Genomic DNA, 22,997 nt, shown 5'->3' with positions numbered 1-22,997 from the left:
CTTTTATTTTGGAGGTCATTAAATGACAAAGAAAGACTATATCAAGTTACTGGAAACTATCGGTTTATATATGGAACTTAAAGGTGAGAACACCTTTAAAGTATCCGCCTACCGTAAAGCTGCAGCTGCTTTAGAACAGTCGCAGGTGCCGATAGATGAACTGGCGGATTTTACCGTGCTCCCCGGTATCGGTAAAGGAGTCTCTGAAGTACTGAATGAATATCGCGCGACTGGTGAGTCCAGTCTGCTTGAGGAACTGAAAGAAGCGGTGCCTGCGGGTCATATTCAGATGCTGAAAATCAGAAATCTCGGTGCCAAAAAAATCGTTAAGCTCTACAAGGAACTGAATATCACAACGATAGATGAATTAAAAGCAGCATGCGAGAGTCATGCAGTCAGCGGTCTTACGGGTTTCGGCAAAAAAACAGAAGAAACCATCCTGCAGGGCATTCAGGATCTTGAGACGAAGAAAGAGCATATAACGATTCATGAAGCAGTTAAGCTGACAGGTTTTATCAATCAGACGCTTGAAGAAGCAGCGCATGTTAAACGGTTTGCTGTCGCAGGCAGTCACCGCCGTATGAAAGAGCTGAGTAAGGATCTTGATTATATCGTCGTCACTGATGATGCGCTGGCAGCAGCAAAAGAGATTGAAGCGTTCACTTTTATTCAGCATATAGAAGTCAGCGGTCAGGAAAAAGTTTCTGTCACGGTCAAGATGGATGATCTTGAATCGGGCGTCGATTTCCGTTTTACAGATGACAAAGGCTTTGTACAGATGCTGAATCACTTTACGGGCAGCAAGGAACATAACGTCAAGATGCGCCAGCTGGCTAAAGCACGTGACGAGAAAGTGAATGAATACGGCATCACTTTAGCAGACGGCACTCTCAAGCAGTATGATTCAGAAGAAGCCATCTATAAGCATTACCAGCTGAATTATATACCGCCGGAAATGCGTGATGATGTGACGGCATTTGAAGTGGAGCAGTCAGAAATCCTTAAGCTGTCGGACATTAGAGGCGACCTTCATATGCATACAACCGCTAGTGACGGTGCGTTTGAGCTTGAGGAGATGATAGAAGCCTGCATACAAAAAGGCTACGACTATATGGCCATCACGGATCACTCCAGAAGTTTAAAAGTAGCGAACGGACTATCCGTTGAACGCCTGCTGGCACAGAATCAGAAAATCAAAGAACTTAATCAGGCTTACAGTGAGATTGATATTTATAGCGGTATTGAGATGGATATACTGCCGGACGGTACACTTGATTATGCGGACGATGTTTTAAAAGAGCTTGACTATGTCATTGCAGCGATCCATCAGTCTTTCAATCAGTCAGAGGAAGAAACGATGCAGCGCCTGATCAACGCCTGTCAGAATCCATACGTTCGTCAGATTGCCCATCCGACGGGACGGCTTATTGGCAGACGCTCAGGTTATGCAGTCAATATGGCAGAGCTGATTGAAGTAGCCGGCCAGACGAACACTGTGCTTGAAATTAACGCGAATCCGATGCGTCTGGACCTGAGTGCAGAAGTCATCAGACAGTATCCAGACATCAAGCTCGCTATTAATACAGATGCGCACCATACAAGTCATCTGGAGTTTATGAAGTATGGTGTCGGGACAGCCATCAAAGGTCATGTGAAACGTGAGCAAGTACTGAATACGCTCACTCGCGAAGCATTCCATGACTGGCTGCAGAAAGGAAAAACAACATGAATCAGAAAGCATTAAATATACTGGAATACCACCTTATTATAGAGAAAGTCGCGACTTACAGTCAGAATGAAGTCAGTGCGGCTTTGATCAGTGAACTTGAACCGAAATCTGACGTCAGCTGGATTGAATCAGAGCTTGAGAAACTGGACGAGGCAAGAATCATTCATATGCAGGCAAGTGAACCTGGCATGAGTAAACTGACAGAAGTGAAACATCTGACTAAACGAGCGAGTATCGGTTCCATGCTCAGTGTGACTGAACTGAACCGTATCAAGAATAATATCCGTGTTACCAATCGCTACAAGACTTATCTGCTGAATATGACAGAAGACAGTGAGATTAAACTGCCGCTTCTACGTGCCCGGTTCCAGCAGCTTCCTGTTCTGTCGCACGTCAGCGATGAAATAGACGCAAAATGTGATGAGACGATGCTGTATGACAATGCTTCAGGAACCCTTTATGATATCCGGCAGCAGAAAAAAACGATTAATCGGCGGATTAAAGAGAAGCTTGACAGTATCGTTCGTTCACAGGCTAACCAGAAGAAACTGTCTGACGCCATTGTCACCATCCGTAATGACCGTCAGGTAATACCTGTCCGCAGTGAATATAAACAGGACTTTCCAGGTATTGTCCACGATACATCTGCTTCGGGACAGACTTTCTATATTGAACCGAACAGTATCGTAGAACTCAGCAGTCAACTGAATACAATTACGGCGCGCGAGAACGAGGAAGTCAGTCGCATACTGTATGAACTGTCTGCCTTTGTAGCGGAAGCGCAGCACGATATAGACTGGATTACAACAGTAATGGGTGAACTGGACTTCCAGCTGGCTAAAGCGAAATACGGCCATTCCATCAATGGGGTCATCGCTGAGACAGCAGAAGAACGCGCGATTGAACTGCCGTCTGCATGGCATCCGCTCTTAGACCCTGCAACCGTCGTCAAAAATTCCATCATCTTCGGCGATGACATTGATGCTGTGATTATCACGGGACCGAACACCGGGGGTAAAACTGTCACACTTAAAACAGTCGGTCTTCTGATTGCGATGAATCAGTCCGGTCTGATGATACCAGCAGGAATTGGCGCCCGTCTCAGCATTTTTAACGATGTCTTCTGTGACATTGGTGACGAACAGTCTATTGAGCAGTCACTGTCCACGTTCTCGAGTCATATGATCAATATTGTTTCTATATTAAAATCGATGGATGATAAGAGTCTCGTGCTTTTTGATGAACTCGGTGCGGGTACCGATCCATCTGAAGGAGCAGCGCTTGCGATGAGCATCCTTGACCGCTGTCTTGAAGCGGATGTCATGACGATGGCGACAACGCATTATCCGGAACTGAAAGCCTACAGCTATAACCGGGATCGTGTCATGAATGCCAGCGTGGAATTCGATGTGGAATCGTTAAGCCCGACTTACAAGCTTTTGATGGGTGTGCCAGGGAAGAGTAATGCCTTTGAAATCTCAAAAAAACTCGGACTCGACTTGTCTATTATTAAAAATGCACGTCAGCTGATTCATATGGACAATATCGAAATCAATGACATGATATCAGCACTTGAGAAAAACACAAGACAGGCAGAAAATGACCGCGAAGAAATGGCACGTCTGAAACAGGAATCCGCTGCCCTTCATAAAGAGTTGTCCGAGCAATTCGAATCTTACCAGCAGATGAAAGAAACGCTGGTTGAAAATGCGAAGATGAAAGCGAATGATATCGTTCAGAGAGCTGAAAAAGATGCAGATGCTATTATCAAGGATCTGAAGAATCTACGCAGTGAGCATCAGTCGATTAAGGAGAATGAACTGATTGAGCGTAAAGGAAAATTTAAAAACCTTTATAATGAAGCAACGCTAAAAAAACAGGCGAAGCAGCAGGAAGCGGAAAAAATTGTGGCCGGTGATCATGTTAAAGTGCTGTCCTACGGTCAAAAAGGTGTCATTTTAAGCATTGATAAAGACGAGGCAGTGGTTCAGATGGGCATCATCAAGATGAAGCTGCCGCTGACAGACTTTAAAAAAGAAAAACCTGAAAAAGAGAAGCAGATTCGGGTTGTGCCTCATGCCAATCGTCAGACGATTAAGATGGAGCTGGATCTGCGCGGTGAGCGTTACGAGGATGCCCTGCAGCGACTGGAAAGTTACCTTGACCAGGCACTGCTCAGCAACTACAGTCAGGTCACGATTATTCACGGTAAAGGAACCGGTGCACTGCAAAAAGGCGTTCAGGATTATCTGAAGCGTTCTAAGGTTGTGGCATCATTCAGAGGCGGTATGCCGTCTGAAGGTGGGTTTGGTGTCACAGTGGTCGAACTGAAATAGGAGGATATGATGTGGAATTTTGATATGTATAAGCTTGCTATTGTGCTAATTGTGGTGGCAGTCGTCATGCTCCTTTCCGGCGTCGGCTACCTGATTCTCGCGTCGTGAGCAAACCGCATGACGGATAAATAACTGCATGCTATAATTCTTAAAAATAGTACTTTGAGGAGGAAATAAACATGGCATTAATCAATGCAACTGATGCAAATTTCGAAGAACAAATTAAAGAAGGCGTAACTTTAGTCGATTTCTGGGCACCTTGGTGTGGACCTTGTAAAATGATCGCGCCTGTATTAGAAGATTTAGCTGGCGATGTTGATGGTAAAGCGGATATCGTTAAAGTAAACGTGGACGACAACCAGGCAACAGCTGCTAAGTTTGAAGTGATGAGTATTCCAACATTAATCGTCTTCAAAGACGGTCAGGCAGTTGATAAAGTCGTTGGCTTCCAACCTAAAGAACAGTTACAGTCAGTACTTGAAAAACATTTTTAATTGAAAAAAGGAGCTTCGGCTCTTTTTTTTTGGAATAGTGTGGTGAAGAAATGGAAGAATATGAAGTCAGAATCAAGCATAAGCTCGCAGTCCTGCCGATGGAACCGGGCTGTTACTTGATGAAAGACCGGCAGAATGAAATCATCTATGTCGGTAAAGCAAAGAACTTAAGAAATCGCGTGCGTTCTTATTTTACAGGCGCACATGATGAGAAGACGACACGGCTCGTCGCAGAGATCCGCGACTTTGAGTTTATCGTCACGAGTACAGAAATTGAGTCGCTTTTGCTGGAACTGACGCTGATCAAGAAGCATTATCCGCGCTATAATATCCTGCTGAAAGATGATAAGAGTTATCCGTTCATCAAGATCACGAAAGAGAAGCACCCTAGACTCTTTGTGACAAGGCAGGTCAAAAAGAATACAGGTAAGTACTTCGGACCTTATCCGAATGCTTATGCGGCGCAGGAAACTAAAAAACTGCTCGATCGCATCATCCCTTTTAGAAAATGCAACAAAATGCCGGACCGGTTATGTCTTTACTATCATATCGGCCAGTGCCTCGGCCCGTGCGTCTATGATGTAGAAGAACGGGAATACCAGGAGATGATACAGACAGTCAGTCAGTTTCTGAACGGTGAAGATACGACGATTGTTGAAGACCTTAAAGTGAAGATGGCAGAGGCGAGTGAAGCGCTGAACTTCGAGCAGGCAAAAGAGTATCGCGACCTCATCAGTCATGTTGAATCCCTGATGTTTAAGCAGAAGATGATGACAGCGGATATGACAGTGCGTGATATATTCGGTTACAGTGTGGATAAAGGCTGGATGTGCGTCCAGGTCTTCTTTATCAGACGGGGTAATCTGATTGAACGTAATGTCACGATGATTCCGCTGATGGAAGACCCGAAAGACGCGTTCTATAATTTTATCGGTCAGTTTTATCAGCTGGATCAGCATATTCTGCCGGGTGAAGTCCATATCCAGCCGGGTCTGGATATCGATGTCATCCGTTCTGTAGTAGACACAAAGATTGTTCAGCCTGTCCGCGGCAAGAAGCGCGAGATGGTTGACCTTGCTGTTAAAAATGCAGATATCGCACTGTCCAGTAAGTTTGAAATCATCAAGCGTGATGAATCCCGGACAATCAAAGCGATTGAAGAGGTCGGGGAAGCGATGGGTATACCGACGCCTATCCGTATCGAAGCATTTGATAACTCGAACATTCAGGGTGTCGACCCTGTCTCTGCTATGATTTCTTTTGTCGATGGTAAACCAAGCAAGAAGGACTATCGTAAATATAAAATTAAGACAGTATCGGGCCCAGATGATTATAAGTCAATGGCAGAAGTGGTCAGACGTCGCTATACGCGCGTATTACGAGAACAACTGCCACTGCCGGATCTCATTATTGTCGACGGTGGTAAAGGTCATATGAATATCGTGACCAGTGTCCTGCAGGATGAACTCGGTCTCGATATACCGGTTGCCGGTCTGAAGAAAAACGCCAAGCACCAGACAGCAGAACTGCTCTACGGCGACAACGCGGATATTATTCCGCTTGATAAGAAAAGTCAGGCCTTTTATCTATTGCAGCGGATTCAGGATGAAGTCCACCGCTTTGCGATTACATTCCACCGGCAGACGAGACAGAAGACAGGGCTGCAGTCACAGCTGGATACGATTCCAGGCATTGGTCCGAAGCGTAAGCAGCAGCTGATCAAGCACTTCGGCTCGACTAAACGCATCAAGGAAGCCAAGCAGGAGGATTTGACTGCTATCGGTATTCCGAAAGGGACGGCAACTCTGATTTTAGAGACATTAAATGAACAGACAGAAAAACAGTCCTGAGGGGCTGTTTTTTTACTTTTATTGAGAATAATTATCATAAACAATCCATCTAAAATTAATGATACAATTGTCATATATTAAACTTCACATACTGTACAACAAAATGTAATCGGTTTCTTGATTTGACCTATATTTAAGCGTACAATAGTTTGTGATGATTTATCAGAAAATATTAGGGGGGACTTCGCTTGGCGAATTCAGAACAATCATTTGCAATACGCAGGCTTCATTCATTACTAGGTGTGTTACCGATTGGTGTCTTTTTAATTCAGCATTTATTCGTAAACCACTTCGCAGTATATGGTGAGGCAAGTTTTAACAGAGCATCTGACTTTATGGGAGGATTACCACTCAAACTGCTGCTGGAGACAGTGATTATCTACATTCCGATCCTGTTCCATGCCATCTATGGTTTCTATATTGCGTTTACAGCTAAAAATAATATCGGACATTATTCAACATTCCGTAACTGGATGTTCCTGCTGCAGCGTGCTTCAGGTATCATCACATTCTTCTTCATCGCTGTTCACGTCTGGCAGACACGTGTCCAGGTTACATTGCATGATGCACATGTCAACTATGAGATGATGCACAACATCTTCAATAATCCATTCTGGATCGCGTTTTATTCAATCGGTCTTTTAAGCACGATCTTCCATTTTGCTAATGGCTTATGGTCATTTGCCGTGACATGGGGAATTACGCAAAGCGAGAAATCACAGCGTATCATGACATATGTGTCACTTGCGGTGTTTGTACTCGTAGCAGCATTAGGATTTACAGCTTTAATCGCATTTATTTAATTTAGGGGAGTGGCATATATATGGCAAACAGTAAAGTAATTGTTGTCGGAGGCGGTCTTGCCGGCTTAATGGCAGCCATTAAAGCAGCTGAGCACAATACAAACGTAGAACTATTTTCTTTAGTGCCAGTTAAACGTTCACACTCAGTGTGTGCACAAGGTGGTATCAATGGTGCAGTCAATACGAAAGGTGAAGGGGATTCACCTTGGATTCACTTTGACGACACGGTATATGGGGGAGATTTCCTGGCAAACCAGCCGCCTGTTAAAGCGATGACTGAAGCAGCACCAAGCATCATTCACTTACTGGATAGAATGGGTGTTATGTTCAACCGTACACCAGAAGGTTTACTTGACTTCCGTCGTTTCGGTGGCACACTGCATCACCGTACAGCATTTGCAGGTGCAACAACAGGTCAGCAGCTGCTTTATGCACTTGATGAGCAGGTTCGTCGCTACGAGGTAGACGGTCTTGTGACAAAGTTTGAAGGCTGGGAATTCCTCGGCATCGTTAAAGATGACGACGGTGTCTGCCGTGGTATCGTGGCGCAGAACTTAGTGAATTCAGAGATTAAATCTTTCGCTGCTGATGCAGTTATCATGGCAACAGGTGGCCCTGGTATTATTTTCGGTAAATCAACAAACTCTATGATCAATACAGGTTCTGCTGCATCGATTGTCTACCAGCAGGGCGCGACTTATGCGAACGGTGAATTCATTCAGATTCACCCGACAGCGATTCCTGGAGATGACAAACTGCGTCTCATGAGTGAATCAGCACGTGGTGAAGGCGGTCGTGTCTGGACATACAAAGATGGTAAGCCTTGGTACTTCTTAGAAGAGAAGTATCCTGACTATGGTAACTTAGTGCCGCGTGATATTGCGACACGTGAAATATTTGATGTCTGTGTGAATCAGAAGCTTGGTATTAACGGTGAGAACATGGTCTACCTTGACTTAAGTCATAAAGACCCGCATGAACTTGATGTGAAGCTCGGCGGTATCATCGAAATCTATGAAAAATTCACAGGTGACGATCCACGTAAAGTACCGATGAAAATCTTCCCGGCTGTTCATTATTCTATGGGTGGTCTGTGGGTAGATTATGATCAGCAGACGAATATTCCAGGTCTATTTGCTGCGGGTGAGTGTGATTACTCTCAGCATGGGGGTAACCGTTTAGGTGCCAACTCACTGTTATCTGCTATTTACGGCGGTATGGTGGCTGGACCGAATGCCATTAAATACGTTAAAGATCTCGAAAAGTCTTATGAAGATATTTCTGACGAAGTCTTTGCACGTAAAGTAGACGAAGAACAACGCCGATTTGATGCACTCATGAGCATGCGCGGCAGCGAGAATGCTTATAAGCTGCACAAGGAACTGGGTGAAATCATGACGGCTAACGTCACAGTAGTCCGCCATAATGATAAATTACTTGAAACAGATAAGAAAATTGTTGAACTGATGAAACGTTATCAGGATATCGATATGGAAGATACAGCGACATGGAGCAACCAGGCAGTCTTCTTCACTCGTCAGTTATGGAACATGCTTGTGCTGGCACGTGTCATGACAATCGGTGCTTATAACCGTAATGAGTCACGTGGTGCCCATTACAAACCGGAATTTCCGAAACGTAATGATGAAGAATGGCTGAAAACAACAATGGCGACATTTGACGGTGCGACAAATCCGCCGATCTTCAATTACGCAGACGTGGATGTGAGCTTAATTCCACCACGTGTCCGCGACTACTCTAAATCAGGAGGTAAACATTAATGGCAGAAAAAACGATTGAACTTGTTATCCGACGCCAGGCGAATCCCGAATCAAATCCGTATGATGAGAAATTCGTCATTCCTTACCGTCCTAATATGAATGTCATTGCTGCCTTGATGGAGATTCAGCGTAATCCAGTCAATGCACAAGGCCAGAAAACAACACCTGTCACTTGGGATATGAACTGCTTAGAAGAAGTCTGCGGTGCCTGCTCAATGGTCATCAATGGTAAAGCACGTCAGTCGTGTTCTGCTATCATTGATACATTGGAGCAGCCGATCAGACTGGAACCGATGGCGACATTCCCTGTGATGCGTGATTTACAGGTAGACCGTTCTAAAATGTTCGATAATTTAAAACGTGTCAAAGCATGGGTACCTATTGACGGAACATATGATCTCGGACCAGGACCTCGTATGCCGGAGAAACAACGTCAGACTGCATACGAATTATCTAAATGTATGACATGTGGTGTCTGCCTTGAAGTATGTCCGAACGTTAATAAAAACTCAGACTTCATGGGTGCACAACCGATTTCACAGGTTCGTCTTTTCAACCTGCATCCGACAGGTAAGATGAATAAAGATGAGCGTCTTCATGCGTTAATGGGTGACGGTGGTCTAGCTGAATGCGGTAACTCACAGAACTGTGTCAAAGCTTGTCCAAAAGGGATTCCTTTAACAACAAGTATCGCAGCAATGAACCGTTCAGCAAACTTCCAGTTATTCAAATCTTTCTTCGGTTCAGACTATCAAGTGAATTAATCAGAGCGACAGGTGAGAATTCTCGCCTGTCTCTTTTTTTGTTATGATAGTAATGAATAGGAAGTGAGGAATTGAAGATGAATAAAGAAGTGATTATTCCACTGGAGTTTCATCTCCGTCATCTGGCAGATCGAATTAAGAAGTCTGGGCGCAGTCAGCTGCAGGCTTATCAACTGTCAGATACTCAGTTTATCGCTGTGCAGTGGATACATGAAGAACCTTTGACAGTCGGTCAGCTGGCGTCGAAGATGGGTATTGCCGTCTCTACAGCATCAGAAATGGTCGATCAGCTGATCAAAAAAGAGTGTGTACGAAGAGAAAAAGACGCGACGGACAAGCGTAAAGTCAATCTTTATCCCGAGCAGAAGAGTATTGAGATTATCAATAAAGTCATTTCTAAACGGCAGGAGTTTTTAAATGAGCTGATGGCAGATATTCCAGTAGACAAACAGATGATGACGGCTGAAGTCATCAAGCAATTGTTTGATAAAATGGAGGCCTCATCATGAAGCCGATAGGTGTGATTGATTCCGGCATGGGTGGCCTGACTGTTGCAAAAGAAATCATGCGTCAGCTGCCGAACGAAAGTATCTGCTATCTGGGAGACGTGGCTAGATGTCCATACGGTCCGAGAAGCGGAGAAGAAGTCAAGCAGTTCACGATTGAACTTGCTCAGTTCCTGATGAAGAAAGACATCAAGATGCTGGTGATTGCCTGCAATACAGCGACAGCAGTTGCACTTAAGCCGCTGCAAGAGATGCTCTCCATCCCAGTGGTCGGCGTCATAGAGCCGGGTGCCAGAACTGCACTGATGACAACCACGAACGGTCATGTTCTTGTTCTCGGGACAGAAGGAACAGTGAAGTCGGATGCCTACCGCAAGTCGATTCAGGCCATCAATCCGAATGTCGATGTCCATAGTGTCAGCTGTCCGCGCTTCGTTCCGCTAGTCGAACAGATCGGCTATAATGATCCGGTTGTGACGAATATCGTCATTCACCAGACTTTAAAAGAATGGCGGCTTGATCCAGCTGATACAGTGATATTAGGCTGTACACATTATCCTTTACTCAAAGGGTATATTGAGGATTACTTTAATCGAAAAAAGACGGTTATCTCGTCCGGTCTTGAAACAGCAAGAGAAGTCAGTGCACTTCTGACGTTCAGTCAAGGACATGCCGCTTATTCGAGCGAAAAGCATCATGAGTTCTATGTCAACGGGGATGCAGAGAAATTTACACGTGTCGCACGCGAATGGCTGGAAGATCCGGAGCTCATTGTCCAGTCCATTAATTTAGAGGAGGAACTGAAATGAAAGATATCGTTATCGCAACAGGAAACCAGGGTAAAATCAACGACTTCAAGCATATCTTCCCTGAACACAATGTCATCGGCATCACGACCTTATTGCCTGATTTTGATGTAGAAGAGACAGGCACCACTTTTGAAGAGAATGCGGCACTGAAAGCAGAAGCGGCAAGTCATCTGCTCGGCAAGACAGTGATAGCTGATGATTCAGGACTTTCTGTGGACAGTTTAAACGGAGCACCCGGCATTTACTCTGCCCGCTATGCAGGGACAGAAAAAGATGATGCGGCTAATATCAAGCTGCTGCTGAAGAACCTGCAAGGTGAATCAGAGCGAGCTGCGCGTTTTGTCTGTGTCATCGCACTGAGCGAGCCTGGACATCCGACACAGACATTCCGAGGTGAAGTGGAGGGCGTCATTGCTGAAGAAGAGCGCGGTGAACATGGCTTTGGCTATGATCCTATTTTCTACTTGCCTGAAAGAGACCAGACCATGGCTGAACTGGTGTCAGAAGAAAAAGCGGAAATCAGCCATCGTCGTAAAGCTATCGATAAACTGACAGAATACTTGGAGGGACAGACATCATGAAGTGGGTCGTCGTCAGCGATAATCATGGCATGACCAATATTCTGACAGATATCAAATCCATCCATCACGATGCTGATTATTATATTCATCTAGGAGATTCTGAATTTACAAGGGAGAATCCTGAGATAAGAGATTACGTTGCTGTGATGGGTAACTGTGATGGACCGTGGTTTGATAAGACGGCTGTGATTGAAGATAAACAAGGTGCATTTCTGACACATGGCCATCTTTACAGCGTCAATGCGGGTAGAGAACAGCTCGCAGAAGCAGCAGAAGCGGCTGGTTGCCGTTTCGCATTTTACGGTCATACCCATGTCCGTAAAATAGAAGAGATTGACGGGATCATCTGTATCAATCCGGGCAGTATCGCCCAGTCGAGAAGCGAAGAGCCGGAAACCTATCTTGTTATAGAAGATGATTTACTCACTTTTTATGATCAGCAGCACCGTATCTATGCAAAAGAGCAGCTGAAGGGTTAACCTTCTGCTATTAAAGGTGTAATAACGCAAAAAAAGGTTGTTGACTTTCCAGTTCAAACTTGATTATAATTAATCTTGTCTTGAAATGGAGTCCTGGTAGCTCAGCTGGATAGAGCAACGGCCTTCTAAGCCGTCGGTCGGGGGTTCGAATCCCTCCCAGGACGCTAGAGATAAAACCTTTTAAAATCATTTAAGGCTAAAACCCTTGATTTTAAAGGGTTTTTCTTATTTATAAAACTATTTAAAACTATTTAAAACCATAGTTTTGGTCACAATTTGGTCACCGTGGTCACAAGATGGTCACGCTGCTTATCCAGCTGTCTTCTTTTTCTTGCCCATAGAACCAAGTACTTCCATTGCCTTAGCATCTTCATCAATATAAGTCTCTTTGAACATATGCTGATATATCTCACGCGTAGTGGCCACATTAGCGTGTCCTAGACGTCTTGAGATATATTCGATACTTAAACCCTTAGCAAACAAATATGAGCAGTGTGTGTGCCTCAGAGCGTGTGATGTGACTTCATCGATATTAAGTTGAGTACAGACACGTTTCATTTGCTTGTTAACCGCCTCATAGGAAAGCTTAAATACTTTTCCGTCAGATTGTACCGGAATATTATTTATGCCCTGTATGACGTGTCTGAGGTCTTCTCGTGGTATGCTTAAAGTACGTGGAGATAATTCAGTCTTATGTTCATCAATAAAGATGGTCGATTTAAGTTCATCAATGTGTTCTCGTTTCAGTGCTGCAGCACCTGAGAAACGAGCACCAGTGATCAGCATGACAAAAAGAAATAGAGAGGATTGACTCTTTGACTTCTTTAGTTGAGCCTTAACCTTTTCATAGTCTTTCATCTGAATGAACTTTGTGTCTTCATGTTTCGAAGCGGTCCCTGGCGTATAAGTAATGTTGTGGTTAACATTCTTGATCATCAGGCCTTCAAATACAGCACTTTCAAAACAGGCATTACAGTAACCCTTGAACTTCTTTATCGTCTCTTTAGCATGGCTCTTAGCGTACTCATTGATAAACTCCTGAAACTTATGACGGGTCAGGTCTTTAAGTCTCACAGAGCCAATAGAATGGTCTTCAATGTGTTTAAGGGCTGACTTATATGATTTATAAGTTTTGGGCGTTACTGTATGATATCTGTTTGTCTCGATCCATTTTTTGAAGTAATCTGCAAAAGTCAATTCTCTATCTAATCTGATATTACTTGAAAGCTGATTGTATTTTTCGTTGCCTGCGTACTGAGCATCACGTTTTGACGAATAACCGCCGCCACGAAATCTTTCACCATCGTAACGAAAGTCATATTGCCATTTTGAGCCTCTCTTAGTTATCTTCATTAGTTTCACCTCCTTTCATCGGAACGTATGTTCTGTTACTCGATATAAAAATATGGGTATAAAAATACCCATCACCAAAGAGAACGATTTAATACATCTAATCTATATTTGTAGTCGGTTGGAATTCCGGAAACGGAATGAAAGTATTGTATAAATTCATTACCGAATTTATTGTGATATGAATCATATAAGATATTTATATCAGAAATAAAGTTATCTCTTATAAGCTTATAAGGATTGATGATTATCACTAATAATAAAAGAATATAGATTCTTTCGTTAAGCTTACTATATTCAGTACTGGAAATAACTTCGCTTGAGGCTAATGCAGCAATATTATCAAATTTTATATTCTTATTTGTATTAAAACTAAAACAGTGTTGCCCATGAGCTATTTTGTTTCTGAAGCTATGCATAAATTTAATACTTGAGATAACTAGTTCATTCTTATCTGATATAAGCATGGCTTTTTTTTGTGTAATTAAGTCTTTAGCGATATCTTGCTTTATATCAATATCAATTTCACTGTAAAAGTTTATGAAATCACCTAAATCTACCTGTGAGAAATACAACCACGGAGGTATATTTTCTTCATCAGTATATTTCGCGAAAGGATCTTTAGAGAAAGATTTTCGCTTCACGAACTTATTATTAATAAATTCAATCCGCCTCTCCACAGGCTTAGGGTTTTGATATTTGTTATGGTTCAGATATTCTGATTTCTTTATTCCAAACTTGTGACCGATTTTATGACTGAAGAGAGTTTTTAAGGTAGTTTCAGATTGGATAATATATTTAAATAAAAGTGTTTGTAAATCAAAATCGAACAATACAAGTGATTCGACAGTGCGAAAAGGGATGTTTGTTTCTGTTTCTGTTAATGTTTTGATGTAATCAGTAACTATTTTGTCGTAACCATGGAACTTAATAGCAGGTATAACATCTGATGTCGAAGCAGCGACTATGCCTAACTGCTCTAATTTAGTAACTTGCTGTTCGTATGTAAGGAAATTAGGCATACAAACCTCCATAAACGAAAAAACCCCTAATGCAATTATATGCATTAGGGTGATTCGGCCTGAATCTAAATTTTCGGCCCACTTTGGTGAGGGCTTTCAATGCATATAATATAACATATAAGCTATTAAATTTCAACTATGTCACCAACTTTAATCGGCTCATCTGTTACCATTCTTTCAATTGGTTTTCCTTCAAATTTAAATCTTTGTTTAAAAAAACTAATATTTGCATTGCCTAAAGCAATTGCAGGCAGATATTGATCCTTGATAACACAAATTGAAAACCTGTCTTGAACCAATATAACTTTTATCATAGCTTTTATATGAGGTATACGCCCCAAAATTTCTCCGCTAAATGGATCACGAATGTCTTCACCTTTAGAAGAAAGTATGCTTAACTCCATGCCTTCCTGTATGCCATCAACATTACCGGCAGATATGATAACTTTGAAGTCGTCTATAAATCCAGCCACGCCAATAATTTTTTCCATTTCTATATCTCCTATTTGTTATTGATTACCTTGACTCTGTATAAGTTGGTCCATTTCAGCAACCCATTGGTCATACTGTTCTTTCGTGATTTCACCATTCTGATATTGAGTATCCAAGTCAGCTCGTGCTTGATACATATCTGTAGTTTCGTAAGGATCGCTATAATCTTCTTCAGTCTGAGGTGCACCATCGTAAATTGATTTTTCTGCGCCAGATTCTACTCTTAGAGAACTTTCATAAGCTTTAGAAGCTGGTCCTTCCATCACATTTCCTTGTGGGATTACACCATTAGCGACTGCGCTTTTATAAGCAGTTACTTTGTCAATTTCTGAATAGTTTCCGTACACGATGCTTTCAAGAGTGGCACGGTCTGTAACATTATTGAAGTTAACTGCAGGTGCTTCTGTAGTTACAGGAGCTGCCGCTGCTTGTTCAGTAGTAACACTTTCAGTTGTCTGTTGTTCTGTGGTTACTTCTTCAGTAGTGATCTCTTCAGTTGTAGCTTTTTCAGTAGTAGGTTTTTCTGTAGTGGCTTTCTCAGTAGTTGGCTTTTCGGTTGTAGCTTTCTCTTCTGTTTTTACTTCTTTATCTTCCTTCTTTTCATCATCATTATTTCCGCAAGCCCCTAATAATAAAGCAGTAGATAATGTTAAAACCATTGTCTTTTTCATTTTTAAACTCCATCCCCAGCGTTTGCTGATTATATTTATTAATAAAATTTTTGCACAGAAACAACTTTTCCAACACAACGAACAGTGTCGTCCATCGTATACGTTTGAGGTAAATGTTCTGGATTATTCGATTCTGGCAAGAGTAAAATTTTATCATCTTGGTATCTAACTCTTTTAACTGTTGCATTATATCCATTAATGATTACGACACCTATTTGACCAGATTCGATAGGACAATCTTTTTCAATCAAAACCAGATCGCCTTCTTTAAATTCTTTGTCCATACTGTCTCCTGATACTTTTAGATAAAAATATTCTTTCCCTGGCTTCTCGAGATAAGCAGGCATAAAAGCATGTTCAATTATATTTTGTTCACTATAGATAGGCAGTCCGGCTGATATTTTAGATAGTACTGGTATTTTTATAGCATTAATAACTTGTTCATCTTTTTCAGGAAAAATTAATCGTTCAGGAGATGTTTCGTAAACGAGTGAATTAGAACGTTCTGGAGATACATCAAATCCCATAAGCCACCCTTCACTTACGTTCAAAGCCTTTGCAATTAAATACACTTTATCCTGCTTGGCCTCGTATTTACCTTTTAAATAATCGCTTATAGAATTTCTTGCAATTCCACTTCTTCTTGATAACTCAGCTTGAGAAATTTTTTTCTCTTTTAGAATTTGCTGTAGTCTCATTTGAAAATTGTTCATAATTCTGAACACCTCCACGCTGATATGTTACCATCATTTGTTAAGTAACACAACATTAAAATACAGAAAACTGAACATTTTTATAGACATGACAAAAACAGTATGGTAAATTTATTTTGTACAGAAAACCGAACAGAAAGGAATGAATCGATGGAAGAAGTATTTGATTACGAAAAACTTCGATCTCGAATGAAAGAGTGTGGTTTTAGTCAGGATAACCTTGCTAAATCTGCTTCTATAGGTAGGACCTCATTGAGTTTAAAGTTAAATAATAAGGTCGCTTTCACTCAAACTGATATGAGAAGAATATCTAAAGTTCTTTTTATTGCTGCTGAAGAAATAGGCCCTTATTTTTTTACACCACTTGTACAGAAAACCGAACTAAAAGGGAGGGGAGGTTAAATGAAAGTCACAATCGAACTATCTGATGATGTGAAGGAGTTTATTAGAAAGGAAATGTCCTTGATGCTTGGTGAAAATCACATGGTTTCATCAAGCAATGAATGGACATTAGACGAGTTTCGCAAAGATTCTTTATTTCCTTTCAAAAGTAAGGATCTCGCAAAAGATTTCCTTAATCATCCACCGTATAAAGAGTTTTTCGAAGAACATGGCGTTGTGAAATATCCGGTAGCCAATCGAGATCCATATCTGATTGATGCTAAGAAGATGACGAAGTGGTGGAACGAGAACAAGACACTTGTACTGAGTGAGAAAAAAATGTGGAGGACGAGTTGATGGACAAAGAATTAAAAGAACTTGGATTCAAGGTCCTTCTGTCGATCATCGATGGATTACCTCGCAGCGTGTGGAATGAATATGTTTCAAGGATAAACGAAGCATACGATCGCAATGCTGATGAAGTAGAAGTTTATAAAACTGACTTCTTCCCAGCGAATGAAAAGATTGGGTTTACAACTAAAGGGAGGATAACAAAATGAAAAACATAGCTCAGTTTCTAGTGGTGTTAATTGCATCAGGAGCCATTAGTTTAGTAACGGTACTTGCACTTGCCTATTCATCAGTTATTGAACAGACAAGCGGTCCTGGATGGATTCTTATTTTAACACTATGTTTATTTGCTGCTATCGGCCATCTGACAAAGGAGGCATGGGGATGGTCAGTAAAATAACTGAATGGTTTAGCAAGCGTAAGAAGCATCTGACATACGACCAGACGGAGACAACGATTTACTGGTTCGGCAGTCATGAAAGAGATGAATATATTGCTAATCTTTTGGACTTGCAGGAGCAAGGTGCTGATGTCGTGTTCACTCAGTTTAGAGATGACGAAGGTGGATGGATTGAAATTCGTCACAGAAAGTATTGAGGGGAGGTGAAAGGCATGAAGAAACTGCAGGCAATCAAAATAGCCCTCTTAATCATCATCTTGGCGGAGGAGATTAAGAGAGCTAGGAATCAAACAGAATTGATAACTAAAAATGAAGAAGAAACAACTATAACTAGAGAAGCTATAGATTTATATCTTAAGACTCGTCATCTATCTCGTCATCATTTTTAATACTTTCAATAAATTCCAATGCGTGATTAAACGCTGCAAGATAGATTGAAAATGCGTAGTCTATTCTATCTTCTTCTGAACTATGTTCAATATCGTCTAAGTCGCAATTACTTAAATATGCATTTGCAAATAATTGTGGATCAAACTTAATATTTCCCATTATGTCACCTCCTTACTAAGGAGATTATACCAATAAAAAAGACACCTGGAGAGCAACCAGGTGTCTAACAAGCAATTAATTAAATTAACAACGTAATTATAACACATGGAGGTTATAACATGAATCAAATTCAAGTAATTAGCAATCAAAATATTTTAAACAACCAGTTTCAAATTTACGGAACGTTTGATGAGCCATTATTTTTAGCCAAAGACGTCGCTGACTGGATAGAGCATAGCAATCCACGAATGATGATTAATAGTGTGGATGAGGACGAGAAGCAATGCGTAAACAATCCTTACGCATTAAAGGGCCAGCAAGAACAATGGTTTTTAACAGAAGACGGCATGTATGAGGTACTCATGCAGTCGCGCAAGCCGATTGCCAAGCAATTTAAGAAGCGGGTTAAGGCAGTGCTAAAAGAAATCCGTCAAACCGGTCAGTATATCCCAAAACCACTTTCAACATCACAACAGATTCAACTTGTTGCTAAAGGGCACACAGAACTGGATGAGCGGATCACAGCGATTGAGAATGACTTATTAATCAGACCGGGTGAAAGTAAGCATATTAAGTCACTGGTGGGTCAGACAGTGAGGGAAACACGCAAGAAGTATTTTAACGATCACAAAGAAGATTGGGAGATTGTTAACAAAAAGTTGTTCGCGACTGTATGGAGCAACTTTAAAAGATATTTTGAAATACCCAACTATCAAAGCCTTCCGCTCAAAAAGTATGACGAAGCGGTCAGCTATTTAGAAAAATGGCAACCAGGTACGGACATCATAGAGGACGTTAAAAAAGCTATCACTAGGAATCAGGAAGCGGTGATGTGATGGTTACGATGCATGGAGACATTGATCTGATTAATCAGTTTGACTTCAAGGAATGCCCGTCAAAGTCATTGCTGCAGGAATGGGTTCTCACTAAGGGCGACTATAAGTTTATGTTAGTGCTTACTCAGAGTGCATGGGTGGTCTCAACAGCCCGATTCGGTATGGATGGTGTAGGAAAGGTCAAACAAGTATCAGAAGAGCATTACAGCTATCTCAGGGACGCGCTGAGAGATGTAGAAGCATTTATATTAAACAATAATTTGGAGGAAATGAATAATGACTGAGGACATATTAAAAAGTTCCGTTAGTGGTTACGGCCTAGTATTCAAGAATGTGATGAAAGACCAGAACCTAGACATTGAAGCAAAAGCATTATATAGCTATTTGTCTTCTTATGCTGGTTCAAATGGCGTTGCATTCCCTGGTGTTGACCTTATATGCCATGAACTAAAAGTAAGCGAAAAAAGATACAAGAAGTATCGTAAACAGCTTGAAGATGCTGGTTATCTGACTATTAAGCGTAATAGAAGAGATAGTGGTTTCAGTAACAATATATACCACATCAATCATCAAGGGTTATCGGGTCAAAACGATACGGTAACCCTTGATGATAATGAAACCTTATCGGGTCAAAACGTACCGTTACAAATCGTACCGGAACAAAACGTGTCGGAACAAATCGTAACGGGACAAAACGTAGGGACTAAGAATAACAGTATTACAAATAACAGTATTACAAATAACAATAATAAGAATAACAATCTTATAAGTAACAGTAGTCGTAGTGATATTAATAGTGAGAATAAGATAGATAGTGTAACGACGACCACTGACAATGAATTTAAAGAAGTATACAACTCATATCAAGAAAATATTCAGATGAACCCACCACCAAATGTAAATCAGAAACTTAAACAAGATTTTGAGGCATACGGAAAAGACCTGATTCTTTATGCGATATACAGATCATCACTCAAGAATAATTACAATTACACTTTCATCGACCATCTGCTTAATGATTGGCGTAAAAAACGTATAACGACAGTTGAACAGGCAAAACGATACGAAGAACGACATGATACAACCACAGTGAAAGTTGAGTCGGTTAAAGAATACACGCCAGAACAGTTATTACAGATGGACGCATTCCGGAATCAATCAGAAGACATGTGGTCATTTATGGGGGTACAGGAATGATTAATCGAGTTGTACTTGTCGGACGTTTAACTAAGGACCCTGAATACAGAGTGACACCATCTGGCGTAGCAGTTGCCACATTCACACTGGCAGTCAATCGAACTTTTACAAATGCGAATGGTGAAAGACAAGCAGATTTTATCAACTGTGTTGTTTTCCGGAAGCAGGCAGAGAACGTTAATAACTATCTGAGCAAAGGTTCACTCGCTGGCGTAGACGGACGATTACAGTCACGTAGTTATGATAATCAAGAAGGACGCAAAGTGTACGTCACAGAGGTTGTGTGTGACTCAGTGCAATTCCTTGAGCCTAAAGCAGCAAACCAAGAAAGAAAGAGCGAAGATTTTGAAGAAGCATACAGAGACGATATTAGTGGACGGACCGCTTCACCTAGTCAGAATCAGAACCCACAACACAATGGCAACCTGGCACCAGGATCAGGCAACAATCCATTTGCAAATCAACAAGGACCGATAGACATCAGTGATGATGATCTACCGTTCTAGTTGGTGGATGTAAATGGAATTTGAAATTAAACGGGGGCAGATATACGGTGCTCGTAATGACGATTTAATACTAAAGATTATCGATGTAGATGACATCAATATCACCTGGCAAACTCTTTATCCTGAAGGCGTAACTTATCAAACAAAGGTCTTGAAGAGTTTCTTTATAGACATGTATGACCAGGAGAAGTATTGGCTGTCATGGCCACTGGACGTCTTTCATAAATATGAATGGCCGAGAATAGAAAAAAGAAATAGGGGGCTTATATAGTGTATATCGTATCAGATTTGTTTGGAGGAAATTGCAGAGAGTACGAAACCTTAGAAGAGGCACAGGTTTTATACGATGAGTGGAAGCGGAACTACTTTGATAACTACATGCCGGAGGTTGCAGAACAAGTCCTTGCTATAAGCAAGGTTATAAAGTACGCAGAAGTCATCGAGACAGATGATTATGACGATGATGGGGACCAATTGTACACACTGAAGGACGTGCAAGTCAGTCAATTAAATGGCAGCTACAAAATTGAGGAGGAAGATAGATGAACAGAACTGACAGTGACCATAACAAATGGTTATACGAGCAGGACGGTACAGTCGCAGCTAATACAATCATGATGCGAAGCGGTGTGCAGTTCGTCGGTTGTAGCGATAAACACCCTCAGATGGAATACATGAGAGATAGTGAGTTAGTTAATTATATGCAACGTAACAATCTTTATTATAAAGAGCAGCTGAAAACTAAAAGTAAAGATACAAGAAGCCGCAGACAACCGGACCTATTCGAAGTGATGCGTGATTATGCTAAATAACAGGAGGATAAAAGGATGAATACTAAAAACAATTTATCAACACTCGCAGACGGTGCAGTTCAGGAACGCTTTGATGATGCATTCGCAAAAGTACTGGAAAACATTCACGACCTTAACACAGATCCCGAAAAGAAACGGAAGGTCACACTTGAGATATCAATTGCATCTGACGAAAGTCGTGAAATTCTCTTCCTGGATGTCCAGGCTAAGACATCACTTCAGTCACGTAAGCCGGTACCAATCAAGATGATGACTGGATTAGATGAGAAAGGGGTGGCAGTGGCAAAAGAACTTAAATCAGGTATTAAGGACCAGACCTATTTTGATGACAAAGGCACAGTGAGAGAAGATGACGGCAAGCCAGTGGACCAGAAAAAAGTGACACCAATCAAACAGAACTCGATGTTCAACTAAAAAGGAGAATGAAAAATGATTAAAGAAGCTATGCAGTATATCGCACAACATACCAATAGACAATACAGAGTGGGTGACAGAACATTTTTAATCGTTGATGAACGACTACAGGAAGTAACTGAACCGACAGCAACTGCATTCAAGATTGCAACACTGAGTGGACTTGTTGATTATCTCAACAGCGACTTTGATACAGACCAGGAGCAGGTAAAACTATCAGTTGTTGTCCATGACCACCGCACAGTGAAAGTCATGGGACAGCTGAACGATAACGCTGACCGTGATCAGTTCTTAGTGGTGGAAGCGGAACTGCCTGCAGTGACATTAGGTAGCTATCTGGAGCTAGAAGAGTTCAACGTACAGATGCAGTCAGTATTCGTGCCTAATGAAGAAACAGCAAACGTATTAAGACTCGTCGGTAACATTCGCAGCGAAAACGTACGTAACCAGAGTGATAACGGCATCACACAGAGCGTTGAAGTCAGACAAGGTATCGCCACAGTCGGCAGTGAACAGGTGCCTAATCCGGTCCATCTGAAACCATTCAGAACATTCACTGAAGTGGCTCAGCCGGAATCAGCGTTTGTCTTCCGTTTACGTGAAGGACGTAACGGCGTTGAGGCAGCATTATTTGAAGCAGATGGCGGAGCATGGAAGAACATGGCCAGAAAATCAATCGCAGATTACCTCAGAGAGAACATCGACCGTAAGAACGTCACTATCTTAAGTTAACAGACAGGAGCTTCATGCTCCTGTCATTAATTATCAACAACTTATCAACATGAATATTGGAGGCATCAAGTTTAACATGCATCATTCAAACGATAAAAGGACAGAGAAAGACTGTCTCGACAAAATAAAAGAATTACTCGGAAAGTAGTGGACGTATGAAGCAGGATGCATTTAAACAATATGGATTAAGCCGATATGCCAGCCAGATACTGCAGCGCTACAGACGTTATGTGCAGTGTACTTATAAGCTGAGTGATAAAGGCACAATCAAACAGCTGGTAATATCAGAAACGATGGATAACCAGATCATTGAAGCAGATACATGGGACATAGTTGCCTATAAGCTCAACGAGAGAATGTATAGTGATGCCTTTATGAAATTAATGATAGCAAAGGAGAGGTGGATGACTGATGGAGACATCTAATACAACAATCACAT

The 22,997-nt window shown here is 41.6% G+C and carries 33 protein-coding genes and 1 tRNA gene; 28 read left to right on the top strand and 6 right to left on the bottom strand.

Annotation, left to right across the window (positions count from 1 at the left end; translation table 11 throughout):
* Window positions 1–22 precede the first annotated feature (22 nt).
* The 12 genes from polX (at window position 23) to ERX27_RS07675 (ending at window position 12,296) form a co-directional block, all read left to right on the top strand.
* A complete protein-coding gene (polX, locus tag ERX27_RS07730) occupies window positions 23–1,729 on the top strand; it encodes a DNA polymerase/3'-5' exonuclease PolX (RefSeq protein WP_133432263.1) in 1,707 nt (568 codons plus the stop codon).
* Window positions 1,726–4,065 carry an endonuclease MutS2 gene (locus ERX27_RS07725; RefSeq protein WP_133432262.1) on the top strand — a complete coding sequence of 780 codons (2,340 nt, stop codon included), beginning with the start codon at window positions 1,726–1,728 and terminating at the stop codon, window positions 4,063–4,065. The genes polX and ERX27_RS07725 overlap by 4 nt, the downstream gene beginning before the upstream one ends.
* A gap of 179 nt (window positions 4,066–4,244) precedes the next feature.
* Entirely contained in the window at window positions 4,245–4,559 is a 315-nt protein-coding gene (gene trxA, locus ERX27_RS07720) for a thioredoxin (protein ID WP_133432261.1), read from the top strand.
* 50 nt (window positions 4,560–4,609) lie between these two features.
* Window positions 4,610–6,409, top strand: coding sequence for an excinuclease ABC subunit UvrC (gene uvrC / locus ERX27_RS07715; RefSeq protein ID WP_133432260.1), 1,800 nt, complete (start codon window positions 4,610–4,612; stop codon window positions 6,407–6,409).
* A 188-nt stretch (window positions 6,410–6,597) separates the two neighbouring features.
* The gene (locus tag ERX27_RS07710) at window positions 6,598–7,212 is read left to right on the top strand and encodes a succinate dehydrogenase cytochrome b558 subunit (RefSeq protein WP_133432259.1); all 615 of its coding nucleotides are present in this window, start codon (window positions 6,598–6,600) and stop codon (window positions 7,210–7,212) included.
* A gap of 20 nt (window positions 7,213–7,232) precedes the next feature.
* Complete coding sequence (sdhA, locus tag ERX27_RS07705) at window positions 7,233–8,993, top strand: succinate dehydrogenase flavoprotein subunit (RefSeq protein ID WP_133432258.1); 1,761 nt, start codon at window positions 7,233–7,235, stop codon at window positions 8,991–8,993.
* Window positions 8,993–9,757: a succinate dehydrogenase iron-sulfur subunit gene (gene sdhB, locus ERX27_RS07700; RefSeq protein WP_133432257.1), complete on the top strand. Its 765-nt coding sequence runs from the start codon at window positions 8,993–8,995 to the stop codon at window positions 9,755–9,757. Before sdhA ends, sdhB begins: the two co-directional genes overlap by 1 nt.
* Before the next feature lie 77 nt (window positions 9,758–9,834).
* On the top strand, window positions 9,835–10,266 hold the full coding sequence (locus tag ERX27_RS07695) for a MarR family winged helix-turn-helix transcriptional regulator (RefSeq protein WP_133432256.1): 432 nt from the start codon (window positions 9,835–9,837) through the stop codon (window positions 10,264–10,266).
* Window positions 10,260–11,072, top strand: a complete 813-nt coding sequence (gene racE / locus ERX27_RS07690; RefSeq protein WP_133432255.1) for a glutamate racemase — start codon at window positions 10,260–10,262, stop codon at window positions 11,070–11,072. The genes ERX27_RS07695 and racE overlap by 7 nt, the downstream gene beginning before the upstream one ends.
* Window positions 11,069–11,653, top strand: coding sequence for an XTP/dITP diphosphatase (locus tag ERX27_RS07685; RefSeq protein ID WP_133432254.1), 585 nt, complete (start codon window positions 11,069–11,071; stop codon window positions 11,651–11,653). The genes racE and ERX27_RS07685 overlap by 4 nt, the downstream gene beginning before the upstream one ends.
* Window positions 11,650–12,132, top strand: coding sequence for a YfcE family phosphodiesterase (locus ERX27_RS07680; RefSeq protein WP_239034496.1), 483 nt, complete (start codon window positions 11,650–11,652; stop codon window positions 12,130–12,132). The genes ERX27_RS07685 and ERX27_RS07680 overlap by 4 nt, the downstream gene beginning before the upstream one ends.
* Before the next feature lie 90 nt (window positions 12,133–12,222).
* A tRNA-Arg gene (locus ERX27_RS07675) sits at window positions 12,223–12,296 on the top strand.
* 145 nt (window positions 12,297–12,441) lie between these two features.
* Here ERX27_RS07675 and ERX27_RS07670 read toward each other — a convergent pair.
* From ERX27_RS07670 to ERX27_RS07650, 5 genes are all read right to left on the bottom strand, one after another.
* Window positions 12,442–13,485 carry a tyrosine-type recombinase/integrase gene (locus ERX27_RS07670; protein ID WP_133432252.1) on the bottom strand — a complete coding sequence of 348 codons (1,044 nt, stop codon included), beginning with the start codon at window positions 13,483–13,485 and terminating at the stop codon, window positions 12,442–12,444.
* A 71-nt stretch (window positions 13,486–13,556) separates the two neighbouring features.
* Window positions 13,557–14,504 carry an Abi family protein gene (locus ERX27_RS07665; protein WP_165983126.1) on the bottom strand — a complete coding sequence of 316 codons (948 nt, stop codon included), beginning with the start codon at window positions 14,502–14,504 and terminating at the stop codon, window positions 13,557–13,559.
* Between the two features lie 125 nt (window positions 14,505–14,629).
* Complete coding sequence (locus ERX27_RS07660; protein ID WP_133432250.1) at window positions 14,630–14,995, bottom strand: hypothetical protein; 366 nt, start codon at window positions 14,993–14,995, stop codon at window positions 14,630–14,632.
* Between the two features lie 18 nt (window positions 14,996–15,013).
* Window positions 15,014–15,667, bottom strand: coding sequence for a hypothetical protein (locus ERX27_RS07655; RefSeq protein WP_133432249.1), 654 nt, complete (start codon window positions 15,665–15,667; stop codon window positions 15,014–15,016).
* A gap of 38 nt (window positions 15,668–15,705) precedes the next feature.
* Window positions 15,706–16,380 carry a LexA family protein gene (locus ERX27_RS07650; RefSeq protein WP_243715877.1) on the bottom strand — a complete coding sequence of 225 codons (675 nt, stop codon included), beginning with the start codon at window positions 16,378–16,380 and terminating at the stop codon, window positions 15,706–15,708.
* A gap of 150 nt (window positions 16,381–16,530) precedes the next feature.
* On the opposite strand from ERX27_RS07650, the gene ERX27_RS07645 reads away from it, so the two are divergent.
* Genes ERX27_RS07645 through ERX27_RS11415 form a run of 6 tightly spaced genes read left to right on the top strand, consistent with a single transcriptional unit; the run spans window position 16,531 to window position 17,901 of the window.
* Window positions 16,531–16,782, top strand: a complete 252-nt coding sequence (locus ERX27_RS07645) for a DUF739 family protein (protein WP_165983125.1) — start codon at window positions 16,531–16,533, stop codon at window positions 16,780–16,782.
* Entirely contained in the window at window positions 16,783–17,118 is a 336-nt protein-coding gene (locus tag ERX27_RS07640) for a DUF771 domain-containing protein (protein ID WP_133432247.1), read from the top strand.
* Window positions 17,118–17,321, top strand: a complete 204-nt coding sequence (locus ERX27_RS07635) for a hypothetical protein (RefSeq protein ID WP_133432246.1) — start codon at window positions 17,118–17,120, stop codon at window positions 17,319–17,321. Before ERX27_RS07640 ends, ERX27_RS07635 begins: the two co-directional genes overlap by 1 nt.
* Complete coding sequence (locus ERX27_RS07630; RefSeq protein ID WP_133432245.1) at window positions 17,318–17,512, top strand: hypothetical protein; 195 nt, start codon at window positions 17,318–17,320, stop codon at window positions 17,510–17,512. The genes ERX27_RS07635 and ERX27_RS07630 overlap by 4 nt, the downstream gene beginning before the upstream one ends.
* The gene (locus ERX27_RS07625) at window positions 17,497–17,709 is read left to right on the top strand and encodes a hypothetical protein (protein ID WP_133432244.1); all 213 of its coding nucleotides are present in this window, start codon (window positions 17,497–17,499) and stop codon (window positions 17,707–17,709) included. The genes ERX27_RS07630 and ERX27_RS07625 overlap by 16 nt, the downstream gene beginning before the upstream one ends.
* A gap of 15 nt (window positions 17,710–17,724) precedes the next feature.
* The gene (locus ERX27_RS11415; protein ID WP_165983124.1) at window positions 17,725–17,901 is read left to right on the top strand and encodes a hypothetical protein; all 177 of its coding nucleotides are present in this window, start codon (window positions 17,725–17,727) and stop codon (window positions 17,899–17,901) included.
* Here the strand turns inward: ERX27_RS11415 and ERX27_RS07620 are convergent.
* Window positions 17,867–18,061 (bottom strand): hypothetical protein, encoded by a 195-nt coding sequence (locus tag ERX27_RS07620; RefSeq protein ID WP_133432243.1) that lies wholly within the window; start codon window positions 18,059–18,061, stop codon window positions 17,867–17,869. The genes ERX27_RS11415 and ERX27_RS07620 overlap by 35 nt on opposite strands.
* A gap of 119 nt (window positions 18,062–18,180) precedes the next feature.
* On the opposite strand from ERX27_RS07620, the gene ERX27_RS07615 reads away from it, so the two are divergent.
* The 10 genes from ERX27_RS07615 (at window position 18,181) to ERX27_RS07570 (ending at window position 22,983) form a co-directional block, all read left to right on the top strand.
* Complete coding sequence (locus ERX27_RS07615; protein ID WP_133432242.1) at window positions 18,181–18,897, top strand: BRO family protein; 717 nt, start codon at window positions 18,181–18,183, stop codon at window positions 18,895–18,897.
* Window positions 18,897–19,181: a hypothetical protein gene (locus ERX27_RS07610; protein WP_208001770.1), complete on the top strand. Its 285-nt coding sequence runs from the start codon at window positions 18,897–18,899 to the stop codon at window positions 19,179–19,181. Before ERX27_RS07615 ends, ERX27_RS07610 begins: the two co-directional genes overlap by 1 nt.
* Window positions 19,174–20,094 (top strand): DnaD domain protein, encoded by a 921-nt coding sequence (locus tag ERX27_RS07605; protein WP_133432240.1) that lies wholly within the window; start codon window positions 19,174–19,176, stop codon window positions 20,092–20,094. Before ERX27_RS07610 ends, ERX27_RS07605 begins: the two co-directional genes overlap by 8 nt.
* The gene (ssb, locus tag ERX27_RS07600; RefSeq protein ID WP_133432239.1) at window positions 20,091–20,600 is read left to right on the top strand and encodes a single-stranded DNA-binding protein; all 510 of its coding nucleotides are present in this window, start codon (window positions 20,091–20,093) and stop codon (window positions 20,598–20,600) included. The genes ERX27_RS07605 and ssb overlap by 4 nt, the downstream gene beginning before the upstream one ends.
* A 13-nt stretch (window positions 20,601–20,613) precedes the next feature.
* Complete coding sequence (locus tag ERX27_RS07595; RefSeq protein ID WP_133432238.1) at window positions 20,614–20,871, top strand: hypothetical protein; 258 nt, start codon at window positions 20,614–20,616, stop codon at window positions 20,869–20,871.
* On the top strand, window positions 20,871–21,146 hold the full coding sequence (locus ERX27_RS07590) for a hypothetical protein (protein ID WP_133432237.1): 276 nt from the start codon (window positions 20,871–20,873) through the stop codon (window positions 21,144–21,146). Before ERX27_RS07595 ends, ERX27_RS07590 begins: the two co-directional genes overlap by 1 nt.
* Window positions 21,143–21,412, top strand: coding sequence for a hypothetical protein (locus tag ERX27_RS07585; RefSeq protein WP_133432236.1), 270 nt, complete (start codon window positions 21,143–21,145; stop codon window positions 21,410–21,412). Before ERX27_RS07590 ends, ERX27_RS07585 begins: the two co-directional genes overlap by 4 nt.
* Window positions 21,413–21,427: 15 nt before the next feature.
* The gene (locus tag ERX27_RS07580; RefSeq protein WP_133432235.1) at window positions 21,428–21,826 is read left to right on the top strand and encodes a hypothetical protein; all 399 of its coding nucleotides are present in this window, start codon (window positions 21,428–21,430) and stop codon (window positions 21,824–21,826) included.
* Window positions 21,827–21,841: 15 nt separating this feature from the next.
* Window positions 21,842–22,558 (top strand): hypothetical protein, encoded by a 717-nt coding sequence (locus tag ERX27_RS07575; RefSeq protein ID WP_133432234.1) that lies wholly within the window; start codon window positions 21,842–21,844, stop codon window positions 22,556–22,558.
* A 155-nt stretch (window positions 22,559–22,713) separates the two neighbouring features.
* Entirely contained in the window at window positions 22,714–22,983 is a 270-nt protein-coding gene (locus ERX27_RS07570) for a hypothetical protein (RefSeq protein WP_133432233.1), read from the top strand.
* The last annotated feature ends 14 nt before the right edge of the window (window positions 22,984–22,997 follow it).

Origin of the sequence: Macrococcus brunensis, assembly GCF_004359615.1 — a bacterium.
Lineage (GTDB): Bacteria > Bacillota > Bacilli > Staphylococcales > Staphylococcaceae > Macrococcus > Macrococcus brunensis.
Note: the sequence above shows the minus strand (reverse complement) of the source record. Positions and strands in the feature narration are given on the sequence as shown.

Excerpts from the sequence above, each read along its gene's own strand:
- ERX27_RS07570 (WP_133432233.1), top strand. The coding sequence starts at position 22,714 with ATGAAGCAGGATGCATTTAAACAATATGGATTAAGCCGATATGCCAGC.
- ERX27_RS07645 (WP_165983125.1), top strand. The coding sequence starts at position 16,531 with ATGGAAGAAGTATTTGATTACGAAAAACTTCGATCTCGAATGAAAGAG.
- ERX27_RS07655 (WP_133432249.1), bottom strand. The coding sequence starts at position 15,667 with ATGAAAAAGACAATGGTTTTAACATTATCTACTGCTTTATTATTAGGG.
- ERX27_RS11415 (WP_165983124.1), top strand. The coding sequence starts at position 17,725 with ATGAAGAAACTGCAGGCAATCAAAATAGCCCTCTTAATCATCATCTTG.
- ERX27_RS07580 (WP_133432235.1), top strand. The coding sequence starts at position 21,428 with ATGAATACTAAAAACAATTTATCAACACTCGCAGACGGTGCAGTTCAG.
- ERX27_RS07595 (WP_133432238.1), top strand. The coding sequence starts at position 20,614 with ATGGAATTTGAAATTAAACGGGGGCAGATATACGGTGCTCGTAATGAC.
- sdhA (WP_133432258.1), top strand. The coding sequence starts at position 7,233 with ATGGCAAACAGTAAAGTAATTGTTGTCGGAGGCGGTCTTGCCGGCTTA.
- polX (WP_133432263.1), top strand. The coding sequence starts at position 23 with ATGACAAAGAAAGACTATATCAAGTTACTGGAAACTATCGGTTTATAT.
- ERX27_RS07640 (WP_133432247.1), top strand. The coding sequence starts at position 16,783 with ATGAAAGTCACAATCGAACTATCTGATGATGTGAAGGAGTTTATTAGA.
- ERX27_RS07625 (WP_133432244.1), top strand. The coding sequence starts at position 17,497 with ATGGTCAGTAAAATAACTGAATGGTTTAGCAAGCGTAAGAAGCATCTG.
- ERX27_RS07630 (WP_133432245.1), top strand. The coding sequence starts at position 17,318 with ATGAAAAACATAGCTCAGTTTCTAGTGGTGTTAATTGCATCAGGAGCC.
- ERX27_RS07635 (WP_133432246.1), top strand. The coding sequence starts at position 17,118 with ATGGACAAAGAATTAAAAGAACTTGGATTCAAGGTCCTTCTGTCGATC.
- ERX27_RS07665 (WP_165983126.1), bottom strand. The coding sequence starts at position 14,504 with ATGCCTAATTTCCTTACATACGAACAGCAAGTTACTAAATTAGAGCAG.
- ERX27_RS07605 (WP_133432240.1), top strand. The coding sequence starts at position 19,174 with ATGACTGAGGACATATTAAAAAGTTCCGTTAGTGGTTACGGCCTAGTA.
- ERX27_RS07695 (WP_133432256.1), top strand. The coding sequence starts at position 9,835 with ATGAATAAAGAAGTGATTATTCCACTGGAGTTTCATCTCCGTCATCTG.
- ERX27_RS07575 (WP_133432234.1), top strand. The coding sequence starts at position 21,842 with ATGATTAAAGAAGCTATGCAGTATATCGCACAACATACCAATAGACAA.
- uvrC (WP_133432260.1), top strand. The coding sequence starts at position 4,610 with ATGGAAGAATATGAAGTCAGAATCAAGCATAAGCTCGCAGTCCTGCCG.
- ERX27_RS07615 (WP_133432242.1), top strand. The coding sequence starts at position 18,181 with ATGAATCAAATTCAAGTAATTAGCAATCAAAATATTTTAAACAACCAG.
- ERX27_RS07660 (WP_133432250.1), bottom strand. The coding sequence starts at position 14,995 with ATGGAAAAAATTATTGGCGTGGCTGGATTTATAGACGACTTCAAAGTT.
- ERX27_RS07725 (WP_133432262.1), top strand. The coding sequence starts at position 1,726 with ATGAATCAGAAAGCATTAAATATACTGGAATACCACCTTATTATAGAG.
- ERX27_RS07610 (WP_208001770.1), top strand. The coding sequence starts at position 18,897 with ATGGTTACGATGCATGGAGACATTGATCTGATTAATCAGTTTGACTTC.
- ERX27_RS07620 (WP_133432243.1), bottom strand. The coding sequence starts at position 18,061 with ATGGGAAATATTAAGTTTGATCCACAATTATTTGCAAATGCATATTTA.
- trxA (WP_133432261.1), top strand. The coding sequence starts at position 4,245 with ATGGCATTAATCAATGCAACTGATGCAAATTTCGAAGAACAAATTAAA.
- ERX27_RS07685 (WP_133432254.1), top strand. The coding sequence starts at position 11,069 with ATGAAAGATATCGTTATCGCAACAGGAAACCAGGGTAAAATCAACGAC.
- sdhB (WP_133432257.1), top strand. The coding sequence starts at position 8,993 with ATGGCAGAAAAAACGATTGAACTTGTTATCCGACGCCAGGCGAATCCC.
- ERX27_RS07680 (WP_239034496.1), top strand. The coding sequence starts at position 11,650 with ATGAAGTGGGTCGTCGTCAGCGATAATCATGGCATGACCAATATTCTG.
- ERX27_RS07670 (WP_133432252.1), bottom strand. The coding sequence starts at position 13,485 with ATGAAGATAACTAAGAGAGGCTCAAAATGGCAATATGACTTTCGTTAC.
- ssb (WP_133432239.1), top strand. The coding sequence starts at position 20,091 with ATGATTAATCGAGTTGTACTTGTCGGACGTTTAACTAAGGACCCTGAA.
- ERX27_RS07650 (WP_243715877.1), bottom strand. The coding sequence starts at position 16,380 with ATGAACAATTTTCAAATGAGACTACAGCAAATTCTAAAAGAGAAAAAA.
- ERX27_RS07585 (WP_133432236.1), top strand. The coding sequence starts at position 21,143 with ATGAACAGAACTGACAGTGACCATAACAAATGGTTATACGAGCAGGAC.